The sequence below is a fragment of the Microbacterium sp. M3 genome (genome assembly GCF_033548675.1).
GTDB classification, from domain to species: domain Bacteria; phylum Actinomycetota; class Actinomycetes; order Actinomycetales; family Microbacteriaceae; genus Microbacterium; species Microbacterium arthrosphaerae.
In genome coordinates, this window is the sequence record NZ_JAWTZT010000002.1 from 393,725 (window position 1) to 408,650 (window position 14,926).

11 protein-coding genes are annotated in these 14,926 nt (G+C 70.4%); 3 read left to right on the top strand and 8 right to left on the bottom strand.

Annotated elements, in window-relative coordinates:
- Window positions 1-5: 5 nt before the first annotated feature.
- From dxs to dut, 5 genes are all read right to left on the bottom strand, one after another.
- Window positions 6-1,964 carry a 1-deoxy-D-xylulose-5-phosphate synthase gene (gene dxs / locus R8Z57_RS07195; RefSeq protein ID WP_318353090.1) on the bottom strand — a complete coding sequence of 653 codons (1,959 nt, stop codon included), beginning with the start codon at window positions 1,962-1,964 and terminating at the stop codon, window positions 6-8.
- A 97-nt stretch (window positions 1,965-2,061) separates the two neighbouring features.
- Window positions 2,062-4,896, bottom strand: coding sequence for an aconitate hydratase AcnA (gene acnA / locus R8Z57_RS07200; RefSeq protein WP_318353091.1), 2,835 nt, complete (start codon window positions 4,894-4,896; stop codon window positions 2,062-2,064).
- 133 nt (window positions 4,897-5,029) lie between these two features.
- Window positions 5,030-5,716, bottom strand: coding sequence for a DUF3159 domain-containing protein (locus tag R8Z57_RS07205; protein ID WP_318353569.1), 687 nt, complete (start codon window positions 5,714-5,716; stop codon window positions 5,030-5,032).
- A gap of 107 nt (window positions 5,717-5,823) precedes the next feature.
- A complete protein-coding gene (locus tag R8Z57_RS07210; RefSeq protein WP_318353092.1) occupies window positions 5,824-6,423 on the bottom strand; it encodes a DUF3710 domain-containing protein in 600 nt (199 codons plus the stop codon).
- Window positions 6,420-6,941 carry a dUTP diphosphatase gene (dut, locus tag R8Z57_RS07215; RefSeq protein ID WP_318353093.1) on the bottom strand — a complete coding sequence of 174 codons (522 nt, stop codon included), beginning with the start codon at window positions 6,939-6,941 and terminating at the stop codon, window positions 6,420-6,422. The genes R8Z57_RS07210 and dut overlap by 4 nt, the downstream gene beginning before the upstream one ends.
- Before the next feature lie 12 nt (window positions 6,942-6,953).
- On the opposite strand from dut, the gene R8Z57_RS07220 reads away from it, so the two are divergent.
- Window positions 6,954-7,472, top strand: a complete 519-nt coding sequence (locus R8Z57_RS07220; RefSeq protein ID WP_318353094.1) for a DUF3093 domain-containing protein — start codon at window positions 6,954-6,956, stop codon at window positions 7,470-7,472.
- Here the strand turns inward: R8Z57_RS07220 and R8Z57_RS07225 are convergent.
- The gene (locus R8Z57_RS07225) at window positions 7,447-7,740 is read right to left on the bottom strand and encodes a DUF4193 domain-containing protein (protein WP_318353095.1); all 294 of its coding nucleotides are present in this window, start codon (window positions 7,738-7,740) and stop codon (window positions 7,447-7,449) included. The genes R8Z57_RS07220 and R8Z57_RS07225 overlap by 26 nt on opposite strands.
- A gap of 210 nt (window positions 7,741-7,950) precedes the next feature.
- Between R8Z57_RS07225 and sepH the strand changes: the two genes are divergently transcribed.
- Complete coding sequence (sepH, locus tag R8Z57_RS07230) at window positions 7,951-8,994, top strand: septation protein SepH (protein ID WP_318353096.1); 1,044 nt, start codon at window positions 7,951-7,953, stop codon at window positions 8,992-8,994.
- A gap of 37 nt (window positions 8,995-9,031) precedes the next feature.
- Here sepH and R8Z57_RS07235 read toward each other — a convergent pair whose 3' ends face one another.
- Complete coding sequence (locus tag R8Z57_RS07235) at window positions 9,032-10,147, bottom strand: alkaline phosphatase family protein (RefSeq protein WP_318353097.1); 1,116 nt, start codon at window positions 10,145-10,147, stop codon at window positions 9,032-9,034.
- A gap of 67 nt (window positions 10,148-10,214) precedes the next feature.
- Here R8Z57_RS07235 and R8Z57_RS07240 point away from each other — a divergent pair, with 67 nt between their 5' ends.
- Window positions 10,215-12,674 (top strand): DNA topoisomerase IV subunit A, encoded by a 2,460-nt coding sequence (locus R8Z57_RS07240; RefSeq protein ID WP_318353098.1) that lies wholly within the window; start codon window positions 10,215-10,217, stop codon window positions 12,672-12,674.
- A 99-nt stretch (window positions 12,675-12,773) separates the two neighbouring features.
- Here R8Z57_RS07240 and R8Z57_RS07245 read toward each other — a convergent pair whose 3' ends face one another.
- Window positions 12,774-14,855 carry a DNA gyrase/topoisomerase IV subunit B gene (locus R8Z57_RS07245; RefSeq protein WP_378723020.1) on the bottom strand — a complete coding sequence of 694 codons (2,082 nt, stop codon included), beginning with the start codon at window positions 14,853-14,855 and terminating at the stop codon, window positions 12,774-12,776.
- Window positions 14,856-14,926: the final 71 nt, after the last annotated feature.

Here is a 14,926-nt window from a genome sequence, read left to right on the forward strand (position 1 = left end):
CTCGGCTAGCCGCGCTCCTCGCGGGTGCGTGCGAGATCGGGGATCGTCGGGATCTCTGTGGTCTGCGCGCCCCGGGCCACGGGGATGCGGGTGCCGAGCACCTGGGCCACCACGTCCTGCGCGATCTTGGCGGGCGTGAGCCCGGCGTCCTCGAGGATCTGCTCACGGCTCGCATGGTCGATGAACTCGTCCGGCACGCCCAGCTCGTCCACCGCGGTGTCGACTCCGGCCTCGCGCAGGACCTGGCGCACGCGCGTGCCGATGCCGCCCACGCGGATGCCGTCCTCGATGGTGATGACGAGACGGTGGGATGCCGCCAGCTCGATGATCGACGGCTGCACCGGCACGACCCACCGGGGGTCGACCACCGTGGCGCCGATGCCCTGCGCCCGCAGGCGCTCCGCCACGTCGACGGCCGTGTGCGCCATGGGTCCGATGCCGACGAGCAGCACATCCTGCGCCTCGGAGCGGACCAGCACGTCCACGCCGTCCGCCAGCCGGTCGACCGCGGGCAACTCGGGGCTCACTGCGCCCTTCGGGAACCGGATCACCGTCGGCGCGTCGTCGACGGTCACCGCCTCCTGCAGCGCCTCGCGCAGGCGCGCCTCGTCGCGCGGCACCGCGATCCGGATGTGCGGCACGATCTGCAGCATCGCGAGGTCCCAGATGCCGTGGTGGCTCGGTCCGTCCGGCCCGGTGACGCCGGCGCGGTCGAGCACGAAGGTGACTCCGGCCTTGTGGAGCGCGACATCCATCAGCACCTGGTCGAACGCCCGGTTCATGAACGTCGCGTAGATCGCGACCACGGGGTGCAGACCTCCGAAGGCGAGGCCGGCCGCCGAGGCGACGGCGTGCTGCTCGGCGATGCCCACGTCGTAGACCCGGTCGGGGAACCGCTGCGCGAACGGGAGCAGGCCGGTCGGCCGGAGCATCGCCGCGGTCATGGCGATGACGTCCTCGCGTGCGTCGCCCACGTGCACGAGCTCATCGGCGAAGACATCGGTCCACGCGAGGCCCCCCGAAGAGCCCAGCGCCTCTCCGGTGATCGGATCGATCTTGCCCACCGCGTGGAACTGGTCGGCCTCGTCCGACAGCGCGGGCGCGTAGCCGCGGCCCTTCTCGGTGATGGCGTGGACGATGACGGGCGCGCCGTACTCCTTCGCCAGCTCGAGTGTCTCGATGAGCGTCGGCAGATCGTGGCCGTCCACCGGGCCGAGGTACTTGATGTCGAGGTTCGAGTACAGGGCGGCGTTGTTCGTGAAGCGCGACAGGAACCCGTGCGTGCCGCCGCGGACCCCGCGATACACGGCCCGGGCTGCCGGTCCGAGCTTGCGGAACAGCGTGTCGGAGCCGCGGTGCAGGTTGCGGTACGAGTCCGCGGTCCGCACGCGGTTCAGGTAGCGCGCCATGCCGCCGATCGTGGGAGCGTACGACCGGCCGTTGTCGTTGACGACGATGACCAGGTTGCGGTCATTGTCATCGGAGATGTTGTTGAGCGCCTCCCACGTCATGCCGCCGGTCAGCGAGCCGTCGCCGACGACGGCGACGACGTGACGGTCCTTGCGGCCGGTGCGGGTGAGCGCGCGTGAGACGCCGTCCGCCCAGCTGAGCGAGCTGGAGGCGTGAGAGGACTCGACGACGTCGTGCGCGCTCTCGGACCGCTGCGGGTAGCCGGCGAGCCCGCCGCGCGAGCGCAGGCGGGAGAAGTCCTGGCGGCCCGTGAGCAGCTTGTGCACGTACGACTGATGCCCGGTGTCGAAGATCATGGGGTCGTTCGGCGAGTCGAACACGCGGTGCAGCGCGATCGTGAGCTCCACGACACCGAGGTTCGGTCCGAGGTGACCACCGGTGCGTGCGACGTTCTCGACGAGGAAGCCACGGACCTCGTCCGCGAGCTGCTCGAGCTGATCGATACTCAGCGCGTCGAGGTCACGGGGTCCGGCGATGGACGACAACAGCGACATCCCCGCTCCTTTCCGGCCCCGGAAGGGCTCTGCAAGTCTACCCGGGCATGAACGAGGGACCGGATGCCGCGGCATCCGGTCCCCCGTGAATCAGCTGTCAGACCAGCGAACGCAGCACGTACTGCAGGATGCCGCCGTTGCGGTAGTAGTCGGCCTCACCGGGCGTGTCGATGCGGACGACCGCGTCGAACTCGACCGTCTGCTTGCCCGCGGGCGAGAACTCGCTCGGCTCGGCGGTGACGCGGACCGTCTTCGGGGTCACGCCCTCGTTGAGCTGCTCGAGCCCGGCGATCGAGACGACCTCGGTACCGTCCAGGCCCAGCGACTTCCAGCTCTCGCCGGCCGGGAACTGCAGCGGGACCACGCCCATGCCGATGAGGTTCGAGCGGTGGATGCGCTCGAAGCTCTCGGTGATCACGGCCTTCACGCCCAGCAGGCTCGTGCCCTTGGCCGCCCAGTCGCGCGACGAGCCGGAGCCGTACTCCTTGCCGCCGAAGACGACGAGCGGGGTGCCCTGCGCCTGGTAGTTCTGGCTCGCGTCGTAGATGTACGACTGCGGGCCGCCCTCCTGGGTGAAGTCGCGCGTGAACCCGCCCTCGACGATCTGGCCGTCGTTGACCGCGGCGACCAGCTCGTTCTTGAGCCGGATGTTCGCGAACGTGCCGCGGATCATGACCTCGTGGTTGCCACGGCGCGAGCCGTAGGAGTTGAAGTCCTTCTGCGCGACACCGTGCTCGGTGAGGTACTGCGCGGCCGGGGTGCCGGCCTTGATGTTGCCCGCGGGCGAGATGTGGTCGGTGGTGACCGAGTCGCCGAGGGTGGCCATGACGCGGGCGCCGGTGATGTCGGCGACCGGGGTCAGCTCCATCTGCATGCCGTCGAAGTACGGCGCCTTGCGGACGTACGTCGAGTCGTCGTCCCATTCGAAGACCGGACCGGTCGGCGTCGGGAGGTTCTTCCAGCGCTCGTCGCCCTCGAAGACCGTCGCGTACTGCGTGATGAACTGCTCGCGCGAGATGGACGTGTCGATGATCTGCTGGACCTCTTCCGGCGAGGGCCAGATGTCCTTCAGGAACACGTCGTTGCCGTCGAGATCCTTGCCGAGGGCGTCGGTCTCGAAGTCGAAGTTCATCGACCCGGCCAGTGCGTACGCGACGACCAGCGGCGGCGACGCGAGGTAGTTCATCTTCACGTCGGGGCTGATGCGGCCCTCGAAGTTGCGGTTGCCCGAGAGCACCGCCGTGACCGCGAGGTCGTTGTCGTTGATCGCGGCCGAGACCTCTTCGATCAGCGGACCCGAGTTGCCGATGCAGATCGTGCAGCCGTAGCCGACCGTGAAGAAGTCCAGGCCCTCGAGCGCCTTGTCGAGGCCCGACTTCTCGTAGTAGTCGGTGACGACCTTCGAGCCCGGGCCGAGCGTCGTCTTGACCCACGGCTTGCGCTTGAGGCCCTTGTCGACGGCCTTCTTGGCGAGGAGTCCCGCCGCGATCATGACCGACGGGTTCGACGTGTTGGTGCACGACGTGATCGCGGCGAGCGTCACCGCGCCGTTGTCGAGGATGTACGCCTCGCCGTCGGGCGTCGTGACCTTGACAGGCTTCGAGGCCGATGCCGGTGCGCCGCTGTTGATGTGCACGGGGCGCGTCGTCGGCTCTTCTTCACCGGGGACCTGACCCGGGTCGGATGCCGGGAACGAGTGCTTCGACTCGAGGTCGACGATGTCGTCCGAGGTGGAGGGCGTCGCGTAGTTCACGATGTCCTTCTCGAACTGCGACTTGGCCTCCGAGAGCAGGATGCGGTCCTGCGGGCGCTTGGGACCGGCGATCGAGGGGACCACGGTGGAGAGGTCGAGCTCCATGTACTCGCTGAAGACGAGCTCGCGCGCGGGGTCGTGCCACAGCGCCTGCTCCTTGGCGTACGCCTCGACGAGGGCGACGGCCTCCTCGTCGCGGCCGGTGAGGCGCAGGTAGTCGAGGGTCACGTCGTCGATCGGGAACATCGCGGCGGTCGAGCCGAACTCGGGGCTCATGTTGCCGATGGTGGCGCGGTTCGCGAGCGGCACGGAGGCGACGCCCTCGCCGTAGAACTCGACGAACTTGCCGACGACGCCGTGCTTGCGCAGCATGTCGGTGATCGTGAGCACGACGTCGGTCGCCGTCACGCCGGCGGGGATCGAGCCGGTGAGCTTGAAGCCGACCACGCGCGGGATCAGCATCGACACCGGCTGGCCGAGCATCGCGGCCTCGGCCTCGATGCCGCCGACGCCCCAGCCGAGCACGCCGAGGCCGTTGACCATCGTGGTGTGCGAGTCGGTGCCGACGCAGGTGTCGGGGTAGGCCCGGAGCACGCCTTCCACGTCACGGTCGTAGATGACCTTGGCGAGGTGCTCGATGTTCACCTGGTGCACGATGCCGGTCCCCGGCGGGACGACCTTGAAGTCGTCGAACGCCGTCTGGCCCCAGCGGAGGAACTGGTAGCGCTCGCCGTTGCGCTCGTACTCGATCTCGACGTTGCGCTCGAGGGCGTCCTCGCGGCCGAAGAGGTCGGCGATGACGGAGTGGTCGATGACCATCTCGGCCGGCGAGAGCGGGTTGATCCGGCTCGGGTCGCCGCCGAGCGCGGTGACCGCCTCGCGCATCGTCGCGAGGTCGACGATGCAGGGGACGCCGGTGAAGTCCTGCATGACCACGCGCGCCGGCGTGAACTGGATCTCGGTGTCGGGCTCGGCGTCGGGGTTCCACGAGCCGAGCGCCTGGATCTGCTCCTTGGTGACGTTCGCGCCGTCCTCGGTGCGGAGCAGGTTCTCCAGCAGCACCTTGAGGCTGAACGGGAGCTTCTCGTAGCCCGCGACCGTGTCGATGCGGAAGATCTCGTAGTCGGTGCTGCCGACCGTCAGGGTGCTCTTGGCACCGAAGCTGTCAACCGTGGACACGTCTGTCTCCTTCGTCGGCGGCGGGATCGTGCCGGAGTCCGGCATCCCCATCTTCCCCCGCGGGTGATCGCTCGGCTAGTGAGGACGACCTAACGGTGCGGCGGAAAACTATCTTGATGTCGAGATAAATGTATCACTTCGGCGAGCGAGGGTAGAGCGCGCGCACGGCGAGCCACGTGACCGCGACGAGCGGCGCGAACAGCGGCAGGCCCATGATCAGCTTGAGCGTCCCCAGCGCCGTGACGTCGCCGGCGAAGTACAGCGGCACCTGCACGATCAGGCGCAGGGCGAACAGCGACGCCCACGCGATGGAGAGCCAGAAGAAGACGCGCCGCTTGCGCTTGTCGGCGCGCCAGGCCGTGCCCTCGCCCATGAGGAAGCCGACGGCGAGCCCGATCAGGGGCCATCCGACGAGCGCCGAGACCAGGAAGGCGGTGCCGTAGAGCGTATTGGTGAGGAAGCCCGGGATGAAGCTGTCCTCTCCCCTGCCGGTCCACAGCGACAGTCCGGCGGCCGCGGCCGCGGCGATGAGGCCGCCGATCGCCGCGCTGGCCGACTGCCGCTGGATGAGACGGACCACGGTGAAGACGGCCGCGAGGCCGACCGACAGTCCGAGGCTCAGCGGGAGGTTGCCCGCCCGCACATCGGGATCGGGGTCGTACGTGAGCGTCCAGGTGAGCAGGAACACCAGTCCGGGAAGGACGGATTCCAGGATGCCGCGCCAGCCGCCCATCGCCGACCACACCACGTGGCCGGTGCTCCTGCCCTCGGCGGGGTCGAGCCCCGCGCGTCGTGCCGCATCGCCGAGGGCGGCGCCCAGGACGTCGGAGGCGGATGCCGGCTGGCTGGCGGGCTCCGTGGTCCCGCCGTCTGACCCATCACCCGCCGCACGCGGCGGGGTGAGGTCGTCGGGGCCCCCGGCGCCGCTCACGCCGTGCCCGGCGTCGCGGGCATGCGGAGGGGAATCAGATCCCGCGGCGGCATCGGCGATCCGCCGCGCACCACCACGATGGAGCGGAAGAGGTCTTCCACGGCGGCGGCGGCCTCGACGTCGGCGGTGGCGGCACCGCCGATCACGCCGCGCAGGAACCAGCGGGGTCCGTCCACCCCGACGAAGCGTGCCAGGCGCTTGCCGGCCGCGCCGTCCGGTCCGGCGATGACCGGCACCTCGGCGAGGAGCTCCGGGCCGAGCGGGCCCTCGCGCTCCTCGACGCGACCGCCCTGCTGGCGGATCTGCTGGCGGATCTGCTCGCGGGTCTCGTCCCACAGCCCGGCGGTCCGGGGAGCGGCGAACGGCTGCACCTGCAGCGTCGAATCGGCGTAGTCGAGACCCACCGCGACGATGCGCTTGGTCTGCTCCTCCACCTCCAGGCGCAGGTTCAGGCCTTCGCGCGGCAGGATCTTGATGCCGCCGAGATCGATGTACGGCCGGACCGGATTGGCCTCGGACTCGTCGAAGGGACCGGTCGCGGCCCGGTCCTCCGGGGCGGCCTTGCGGGGTGCATCCGCAGCTGCGGCATCGGTCATGCGAGGACTCCGTCCTTCTCGTCTTGATCGCGGGACGTCTCCCGCGAGAACTCGCCGGCGTTCGCCGGCGGCTGCGCAGCGCCCCCCTGGTAGCCCGTGGAGCCGAAGCCGCCTTCGCCGCGGACGCTGTCGGGCAGAGACTCCACCGGGAGGAAGGTGACCCGCGGGACGGGCATGACGATCAGCTGGGCGATCCGGTCGCCGACGGAGATGTCGTGCGCCTGCTCGCGGTCGGTGTTGAGCAGGATCACCTTGATCTCGCCGCGGTAGCCGGCGTCGATCGTGCCCGGGGAGTTGACGACGGTGATGCCGTGCTTGGCCGCGAGACCGCTCCGGGGAACCACGAAGGCGACATGGCCTTCGGGCAGCGCGATGCGCACGCCGGTGCCGACGAGAGCCCTGGCGCCCGGCTCCAGCCGCACCGCCTCGGCGGCGACCAGGTCGGCTCCCGCATCGCCCGGGTGGGCGTACACCGGGACGTCGGGCGCGATAATGGGGACGTCCACCGTTTCAGTCACCCAACGAGGGTAATGCAGAACTCACCGCGTCACGCCGGGGCTTCCCGCGACCCGAACGCCACCCGTCCGGAGAGGCTGTATCGCGAGCGATTGGGACCGTCCCTCTGGATCCTCGTCGCGGCAGCACTGGCTGCCCCGATGGCGGCTCTCGTGCTCACGCCCGTCGACACCACCGTCGCCCTCGTCGTCGGCGCGGTGGTCGGCGTCCTGCTGATCGTCCTCATGATCGCGGCGGCACCCGTCGTCGAGGTGCGCGACGGCGAGCTGCATGCGGGGCGCGCGCACATCGGCGTGGAGTTCCTCGGCGTTCCCGAGCCGCACGTGGGCGACGACGCCCGGCACGCGCGCGGCGCGGGCCTCGACCCGCGCTCGTGGCACCTGATCCGGGGCGGCATCGACGGTGTCGTCGTCATCCCGGTCACAGACGCCGACGATCCGACGACCGCGTGGGTGATCTCCTCGCGGACGCCGGATCGGCTGTGCGCCGCCGTGCGGCGCGCTCAGGTCAGGCGGAGCACTCCGAGCAGATAGGTCCGTCCGCCGACTCGTGGTCGAGCTGGGAGCGGTGCTTCACGAGGAAGCAGTTCGCACAGGTGAACTCATCCTCCTGCGCGGGGAGAACGACGACGTCGAGCTCGAGGTCCGAGAGGTCGGCCCCGGGCAGCTCGAAGCCCGACGGGTTGTCGGCGTCCTCCACGTCGACCGCGCCCGAGAGCTTGTCGGGAACGCGCTCCTTGAGCGCTTCGATCGACTCGCTGTCGTCCTCGGTCTTGCGGGGGGCGTCGTAATCGGTGGCCATGCGTGAAGATCTCAACTTCCGGGTATCGCGGTTGCGCTCGCCCTTGCGGGCGGCGATAGTTTGCACGACGGCTCCCCTTTTCGCAAATGCGAACCATGGCGGTCCGTGCGGTGCGTTCGCGTGAAACTCGCGCCACGCGCCGGATATTCCTGGCGCTCCCGATCCGCTGTGACACCATGGGCGGACAGGCAGGATCGGAGGGGCTTCCGCATGGAACAGCTCAAGGTCATCGGAACCGAGGACGACAAGCTCATCCTGGCGACCGAGTCGGGCGAGAGGTTCTCGCTGGACGTGGACGACGTGCTGCGCGGCGAGTTGCGCAAGGCACGTCGTGAACGCGACGCCGAGGCGCAGACCCCGCGCCCGAGTCCGCGCGAGATCCAGTCGCACATCCGCTCCGGCCTCTCCGCGCGCGAGGTCGCCGAACTGCTCGGCGCCCGGGTCGAAGACATCGTCCGCTTCGAGGGTCCCGTCCTCGCCGAGCGCGAGCACATCGTCGGCCAGGCGCTTGCGGTGCCGGTGCTGCTCGGCGGCGACTTCGACGGCGACGGGCACAGCACGTTCGGCGCCGCGGTGCGCGCGAAGCTCGCCGAGGCGGGCGCGGTGGGCGAGCGATGGACGAGCTGGAAAGAGCCCACCGGCTGGACCGTGAAGCTCGAGTTCACCTCCAACGACATCGGCCACGACGCGCGCTGGGGGTTCGACCCGCGGCGCAGCACCCTGTCTCCGCTCAACTCCGACGCGATCCAGCTCTCCCGCCAGGGCTCCCTCCCGGAGGGACTGATCCCGCGCCTGCGCGCACTCGAGACGGCGCCGGCGAAAGACGACTCGCGCTTCGACAGCGGTGCGTTCGGCCCGCGGCGCCTGCCCGACGCCGACCTGGAGACGCCGGATCTGCCCGCGCCCGCGGCGCCCGCCGTGCAGGAGGCCGCGATCAAGCGCGCCAATGAGCCGGCGGTCGTGACGTCGGCCGAGACCGCCGACCTGCTCGAGGCGCTGCGGCGCCGGCGCGGTCAGCGAGAGCCGCTCCCCGGAGCCGAGGAGGTCGCCGCCGCCCCCCGCTCGTCCGCCCCAGTGGCGCTGTTCGACGCCCTCGAGCCCGGCTATGAGGAGTCGAGCGGCGACGAAGAGCCCCCGGCATCCGACTATCAGGCGCCCACGCCCGCCGCCGTCGCGGAGGCCGGCCGTCGCAAGGGACGCACGTCCATGCCTTCGTGGGACGAGATCGTCTTCGGCGCCCGCAGCGACGACTGACCGCCGGCCGGCCCGGGTCGAGGGTGACGCGGCCGCGTCAGGCGAACGCGCCCAGGCGGATCAGCGGCACCACCCGCTCCTCGTCGGTGAGTGATCCGTGCTGACCGATCATCTTCTGCGGCGCCTTGTCGTCCACGCGGTCGTCGTAGTAGGCGATGCCCGCCCGGGCGGCGACCATCACATCGCCGAGACGCTCCCGCACGTCTGCACCGATCGGCCCGATGAGACCCGAGGCCTCCAGTTCGCCGCGTGAGAGCACCCAGGATCGGGATGCCTCGCTCTCGCGCCAGCGCTCCAGCACCGCATCGGCGCGGCCGGGCTCGGCATAGAGGTGCAGCATCCGCGGTTCTCCGCCCACCAGACGCACGCCCTCCAGCAGCGCGTCGCCCTCCTCGAGCAGGAGATGCCGATGGCGCGGAACGTCGACCATGCCGTGATCTGACGTGACCACGACACCGGTGCCGCGGTCGGCGGCGGCGGCGAGGGCGCGGGCCGCGGCGTCGACGCGCTCGAGAGCTGCGACCCACTCGTCCGACTCCCAGCCGCGCTTGTGGCCGATGCTGTCCAGCTCGGGGGCGTAGAGATAGACGAGCGAGCCCGGATGCCGCGCCGCCAGGTCTGCGGCGAGGCGCACGCGATCGTCGAGGCCGTCCGCGCCGTGGAACTGCGCGTCGCCGAGCGTCGCCGACGAGAACCCCGTGCGCGCGTACTCGTTGCGCGAGACGGCGAAGAACGGGCGCCCGAGGGCTCCCGACAGCGGTTCGGCCCGCTGGAACGATAGTGGCAGCCCGTCGGTCTCCCAGCCGCGGAGCTGGTTCACGACGTCATCCGTTCCGGGCACGCGCACCCGGTACCCGACGATGCCGTGCGCTCCCGGAGGCGTGCCGGTCAGGAGGCTCGTCAGGGCGGCCGCCGTCGTCGACGGGAAGACCGTCCGCGCGACATCCTTCTTCGCCCGTGCCTCCGAGAGGAAGCGTGCGTGCCCGGCACGCGCCGAGAGGTTGTGCGCGCCGAGGCCGTCGATCACCCACACGATCGCGCTGCGGGCAGGGGCGAACCACTCCGACCGGGCGTCCAGTGCCAGCGACATCTCCGTCACGACACGGGTCAGGCTCCGGGCGCGGGGCGGGTCCGACGGTAGGCTGAGGGTCATCGGGGCCAGTCTCGCACACCGCGACCGCGCCCCCTGCTCCCGCCGTCACCCGAGGCTTCATCGTCACATGCCCGCATCCCGCACCGACTCCTCACCCGCCGATCACGGACGCATCGAGGACGTCGACGTCTCCTCCGAGATGCAGACGTCGTTCCTCGAGTACGCCTACTCGGTGATCTACTCGCGCGCGCTCCCCGACGCCCGCGACGGGCTCAAGCCGGTGCAGCGGCGCATCCTCTTCCAGATGGCCGACATGGGGCTGCGCCCCGACCGGGGCCACGTCAAGAGCGCCCGCGTCGTCGGCGAGGTGATGGGTAAGCTCCACCCCCACGGCGACGCCCCGATCTACGACGCGCTGGTGCGACTTGCGCAGCCGTTCTCACTGCGGGTGCCGCTCGTCGACGGCCACGGCAACTTCGGCTCGCTCGACGACGGACCCGCCGCGCCGCGGTACACCGAGGCGCGCCTCGCGCCGCCGGCGCTCGCGCTCACCGAGAACCTCGACGAGGACGTCGTCGACTTCATCCCCAACTACGACGGCCAGTTCCAGCAGCCCGAGGTGCTGCCGGCCGCGTTCCCGAACCTGCTGGTAAACGGCACGACGGGCATCGCCGTCGGCATGGCCACCAACATGGCGCCTCACAACCTCATCGAGGTGGTCGGCGCGGCGACGCATCTCCTCCAGAACCCCGAGGCGACCGTCGAGGAGCTGATGGAGTTCGTGCCGGGGCCTGACCTCCCCGGAGGCGGCATCATCGTCGGGCTCGACGGCATCAAAGACGCGTACACCAACGGCCGCGGCAGCTTCCGCACCCGCGCCAAGGTCGCGATCGAGTCGCTGGGCCCGCGGCGGACCGGTCTCATCGTGACGGAGCTCCCCTACCTGGTGGGCCCCGAGCGCGTGATCGAGAAGATCAAGGACGCCGTCAACGCGAAGAAGCTGCAGGGCATCGCGGATGTGACGGACCTCACCGACCGCCACCACGGCCTGCGCCTGGTCATCGGCATCAAGACCGGCTTCGACCCGCAGGCGGTCCTCGAGCACCTGTACCGGCTGACCCCGCTCGAGGACTCGTTCAGCATCAACAACGTGGCGCTGGTCGAAGGGCAGCCGCAGACCCTCGGCCTGCGGGAGCTGCTGCGCGTCTACCTCGATCACCGCATCAGCGTCGTGACGCGCCGCAGCCGCTATCGGCTCGCCCGGCGCCAGGAGCGACTGCACCTGGTCGAGGGCCTGCTCATCGCCATCCTCGACATCGACGAGGTCATCCAGGTCATCCGCACCTCGGACGACGGCGAGCAGGCCCGCACGCGCCTGCAGAGCGTCTTCGACCTGTCCGAGCCCCAGGCCGAGTACATCCTCGAGCTGCGCCTGCGCCGTCTGACGAAGTTCTCGCGGATCGAGCTCGAGACCGAGCGCGACAACCTCCAGAAGGAGATCGCCCAGCTCGAAGAGCTGCTCGGGAGCGACACGCTGCTGCGCGGCCAGGTGGCGAAGGAGCTGGATGCCGCGGCCGAGGCGTTCGGCACGCCGCGGCGCACGCTGCTCCTCAACGGCGGTCCGGTGCAGCCTCGCTCGCGCGCGGCCGCGGTGGCTGCCGACCTGCAGATCGCCGATGCGCCGTGCCGCATCTTCCTCTCCGCCACCGGCCGCATGGTGCGCGCAGAGCTCGTGGCCGACGCTCCCGGCGGCGGCATCGTGGCGCCGACGCGCCGGGCCAAGCATGATGCGATCCGCTCATCCGTCGACGCGACCACGCGCGGCGACCTCGGCGCGGTCACCAACCGCGGCCGGCTCGTCCGCTTCTCCCCCGTCGACCTTCCGTCGGTGCCGGCCAACTCCGTGCAGCTGGCCGCGGGCACGCGGGCCGACCAGTACCTGGGCCTCGGCGCCGGCGAGCACGTCGTCGCGATCGTTCCGCTGACAGACGCCCCGCCCATCGCGCTGGGCACGGCCCAGGGCATCGTCAAGCGCGTCGCGGCGAGCGAGCTCGGCACCAAGCACGACATCGAGATCATCGCGCTGCGCGACGGCGATGAGGTCGTCGGAGCGGCGCCCGCATCCGACGGCGCCGAACTGGTCTTCGTCGCCAGTGACGCCCAGCTGCTGCGATTCGACGCGTCGTCGGTGCGGCCGCAGGGGCGGTCGGCCGGAGGCATGGCGGGGATCCGGCTCGCCGACGGCGCTCAGGTGATCGCGTTCGACGTGGTCGGCCCGTCCGAGTTCGATGCGGTGGTGGTGACCATTGCGGGGTCGACGACGGCCATCGCGGGCACGGATGCCGGCAGCGCCAAGGTGTCGCTGTTCAGCGAGTTCCCCGCGAAGGGCCGCGCCACCGGCGGCGTGCGGGCGCAGCGGTTGCTGAAGGGCGAAGACGCGCTGACCGCCGCCTGGGTGGGCACCGATCCTCGCGCCGTCGGCACCGACGGCGGAACGCGCACCCTGCCCGCGTCCGGTGCCAAGCGCGATGCCTCGGGTACGCCGCTCGACGGTGTGATCGGCGGCATCGGAACCGGCGTGCGCTGAGCTGTCGGGCTCTACGGCGAGGTTTCGACTCGCTTCGCTCGCTCAACCTTGACCCGCGCCGCATCAACGCGGGCTTCGCTCGCATTGATGCGGCGCGCGTCAAGCATCGATGCGCTCGCGGGCCAGGCGGTCGCTGGAGTCGATGATGAATTCCTTGCGGGGGGCGACGTCGTTGCCCATCAGCAGTTCGAACACGGATGCGGCGGCCTCGGCATCCTGCATCCGCACGCGGCGCAGCGTCCGACCGGCGCGATCCATCGTGGTCGTCGCCAGCTGATCCGCGTCCATCTCGCCCAGGCCCTTGTAGCGCTGGACGGGCTCCTGCCACCGCTTGCCGGCCTTCGTGAGCTTCGTCAGCAGGCCGTGCAGCTCCGCCTCGGAGTAGGTGTAGATGGTGTCGTTGGGCTTCGAGCCGGGATTCATCACGACCACGCGGTGCAGGGGCGGCACCGCGGCGAAAACGCGGCCCTCGTCGATGAGCGGGCGCATGTAGCGGAAGAAGAGGGTCAGCAGCAGCGTGCGGATGTGGGCGCCGTCGACGTCGGCATCGCTCATCAGGATGATCTTGCCGTAGCGCGCGGCGTCCAGGTCGAACGAGCGACCCGACCCGGCGCCGATGACCTGGATGATCGCCGCGCACTCGGCGTTCGACAGCATGTCGCTGATCGACGCCTTCTGGACGTTGAGGATCTTTCCGCGGATCGGCAGCAGGGCCTGGAACTCGCTGTTGCGGGCCAGCTTCGCCGTGCCGAGCGCGGAGTCCCCCTCGACGATGAACAGCTCCGACTCGCCCACGTCGTTGGAGCGGCAGTCGGCGAGCTTCGCGGGCAGGGACGAGGACTCGAGCGCGTTCTTGCGGCGCTGGGTCTCTTTGTGGGTGCGCGCGGAGATGCGCGCCTTCATCTCCGAGACGACCTTGTCGAGCAGGAGCGAGGTCTGGGCCTTGTCGTCCCGCTTGGTCGACGTGAAGCGGGCGGTCAGCTCGCGCGCGACGACGTTCGAGACGATCTGCCGCACCGCAGGGGTGCCCAGCACCTCCTTGGTCTGCCCCTCGAACTGAGGTTCGGGGAGACGCACCGTGAGCACCGCGGTGAGGCCGGCGAGGATGTCATCCTTCTCGAGCTTGTCGTTGCCCACCTTCAGACGGCGCGCATTCTGCGTGACCTGGTCGCGCAGCACCTTCATCAGGCCCTGCTCGAAGCCCTGCTGGTGCGTGCCGCCCTTCGGCGTCGCGATGATGTTGACGAACGAGCGCGAGACGGTCTCGTACCCGGTGCCCCAGCGGACGGCGATGTCGACGTGGCATTCGCGCTCGACCTCGGTCGGCACCATCGCGCCCGAGGCCTGCAGCACCGGCACGGTCTCGGTGAACGAGCCGGAGCCCACGAGTCGCCACGTGTCGGTGACGCCGGAGTCGGGCGCGAGGAAGTCGGCGAACTCGGAGATGCCGCCGTCGAAGCGGTAGCTGGTCTCGACGGGCTCGCCGCTCTCGGAGCCGGGTCGCTCGTCCCGGATGACGATCTCGAGCCCGGGGACCAGGAACGCGGTCTGGCGCGCGCGCTGCTCCAGCTCCTGGAGGTTGAAGGCGGCATCCTTCGTGAAGATCTGGCGGTCGGCCCAGTAGCGGATGCGCGTGCCCGTCACGCCCTTCGCGGCGCGACCGGCCACGCGCAGCTCGCTGCGCTCCTCGAACGGGGTGAAGGCCGAGTCGGGGCTGCCGTTGGAGAAGACACCGGGCTCGCCGCGGTGGAACGACATGGCCCAGGTCTTGCCGCCGCGGTCGACCTCGACGTCGAGCCGCTCCGAGAGTGCGTTGACCACGGACGCGCCGACGCCGTGCAGACCGCCCGAGGCGGCGTACGAGCCGCCGCCGAACTTGCCGCCGGCGTGCAGTTTGGTGAAGACGACTTCTACGCCCGACAGCCCGGTGCGCGGCTCGATGTCGACCGGGATGCCGCGGGCGCGGTCGCGCACCTCGACGCTGCCGTCGGCGTGAAGCACGATGTCGATCCGCGACCCGTGGCCCGCGAGGGCCTCGTCGACGGAGTTGTCGATGATCTCCCAGAGGCAGTGCATCAGACCGCGCGAGTCGGTCGAACCGATGTACATGCCGGGACGCTTGCGGACGGCCTCGAGTCCCTCGAGCACCTGGAGATGATGGGCGGAGTACTCGGCGGTCACAATCTCTCATCGTAATCGCGGCGCCCGACACCCCCTGATCAGACACGCGTCGCCCGCACGCCCGTACGCGC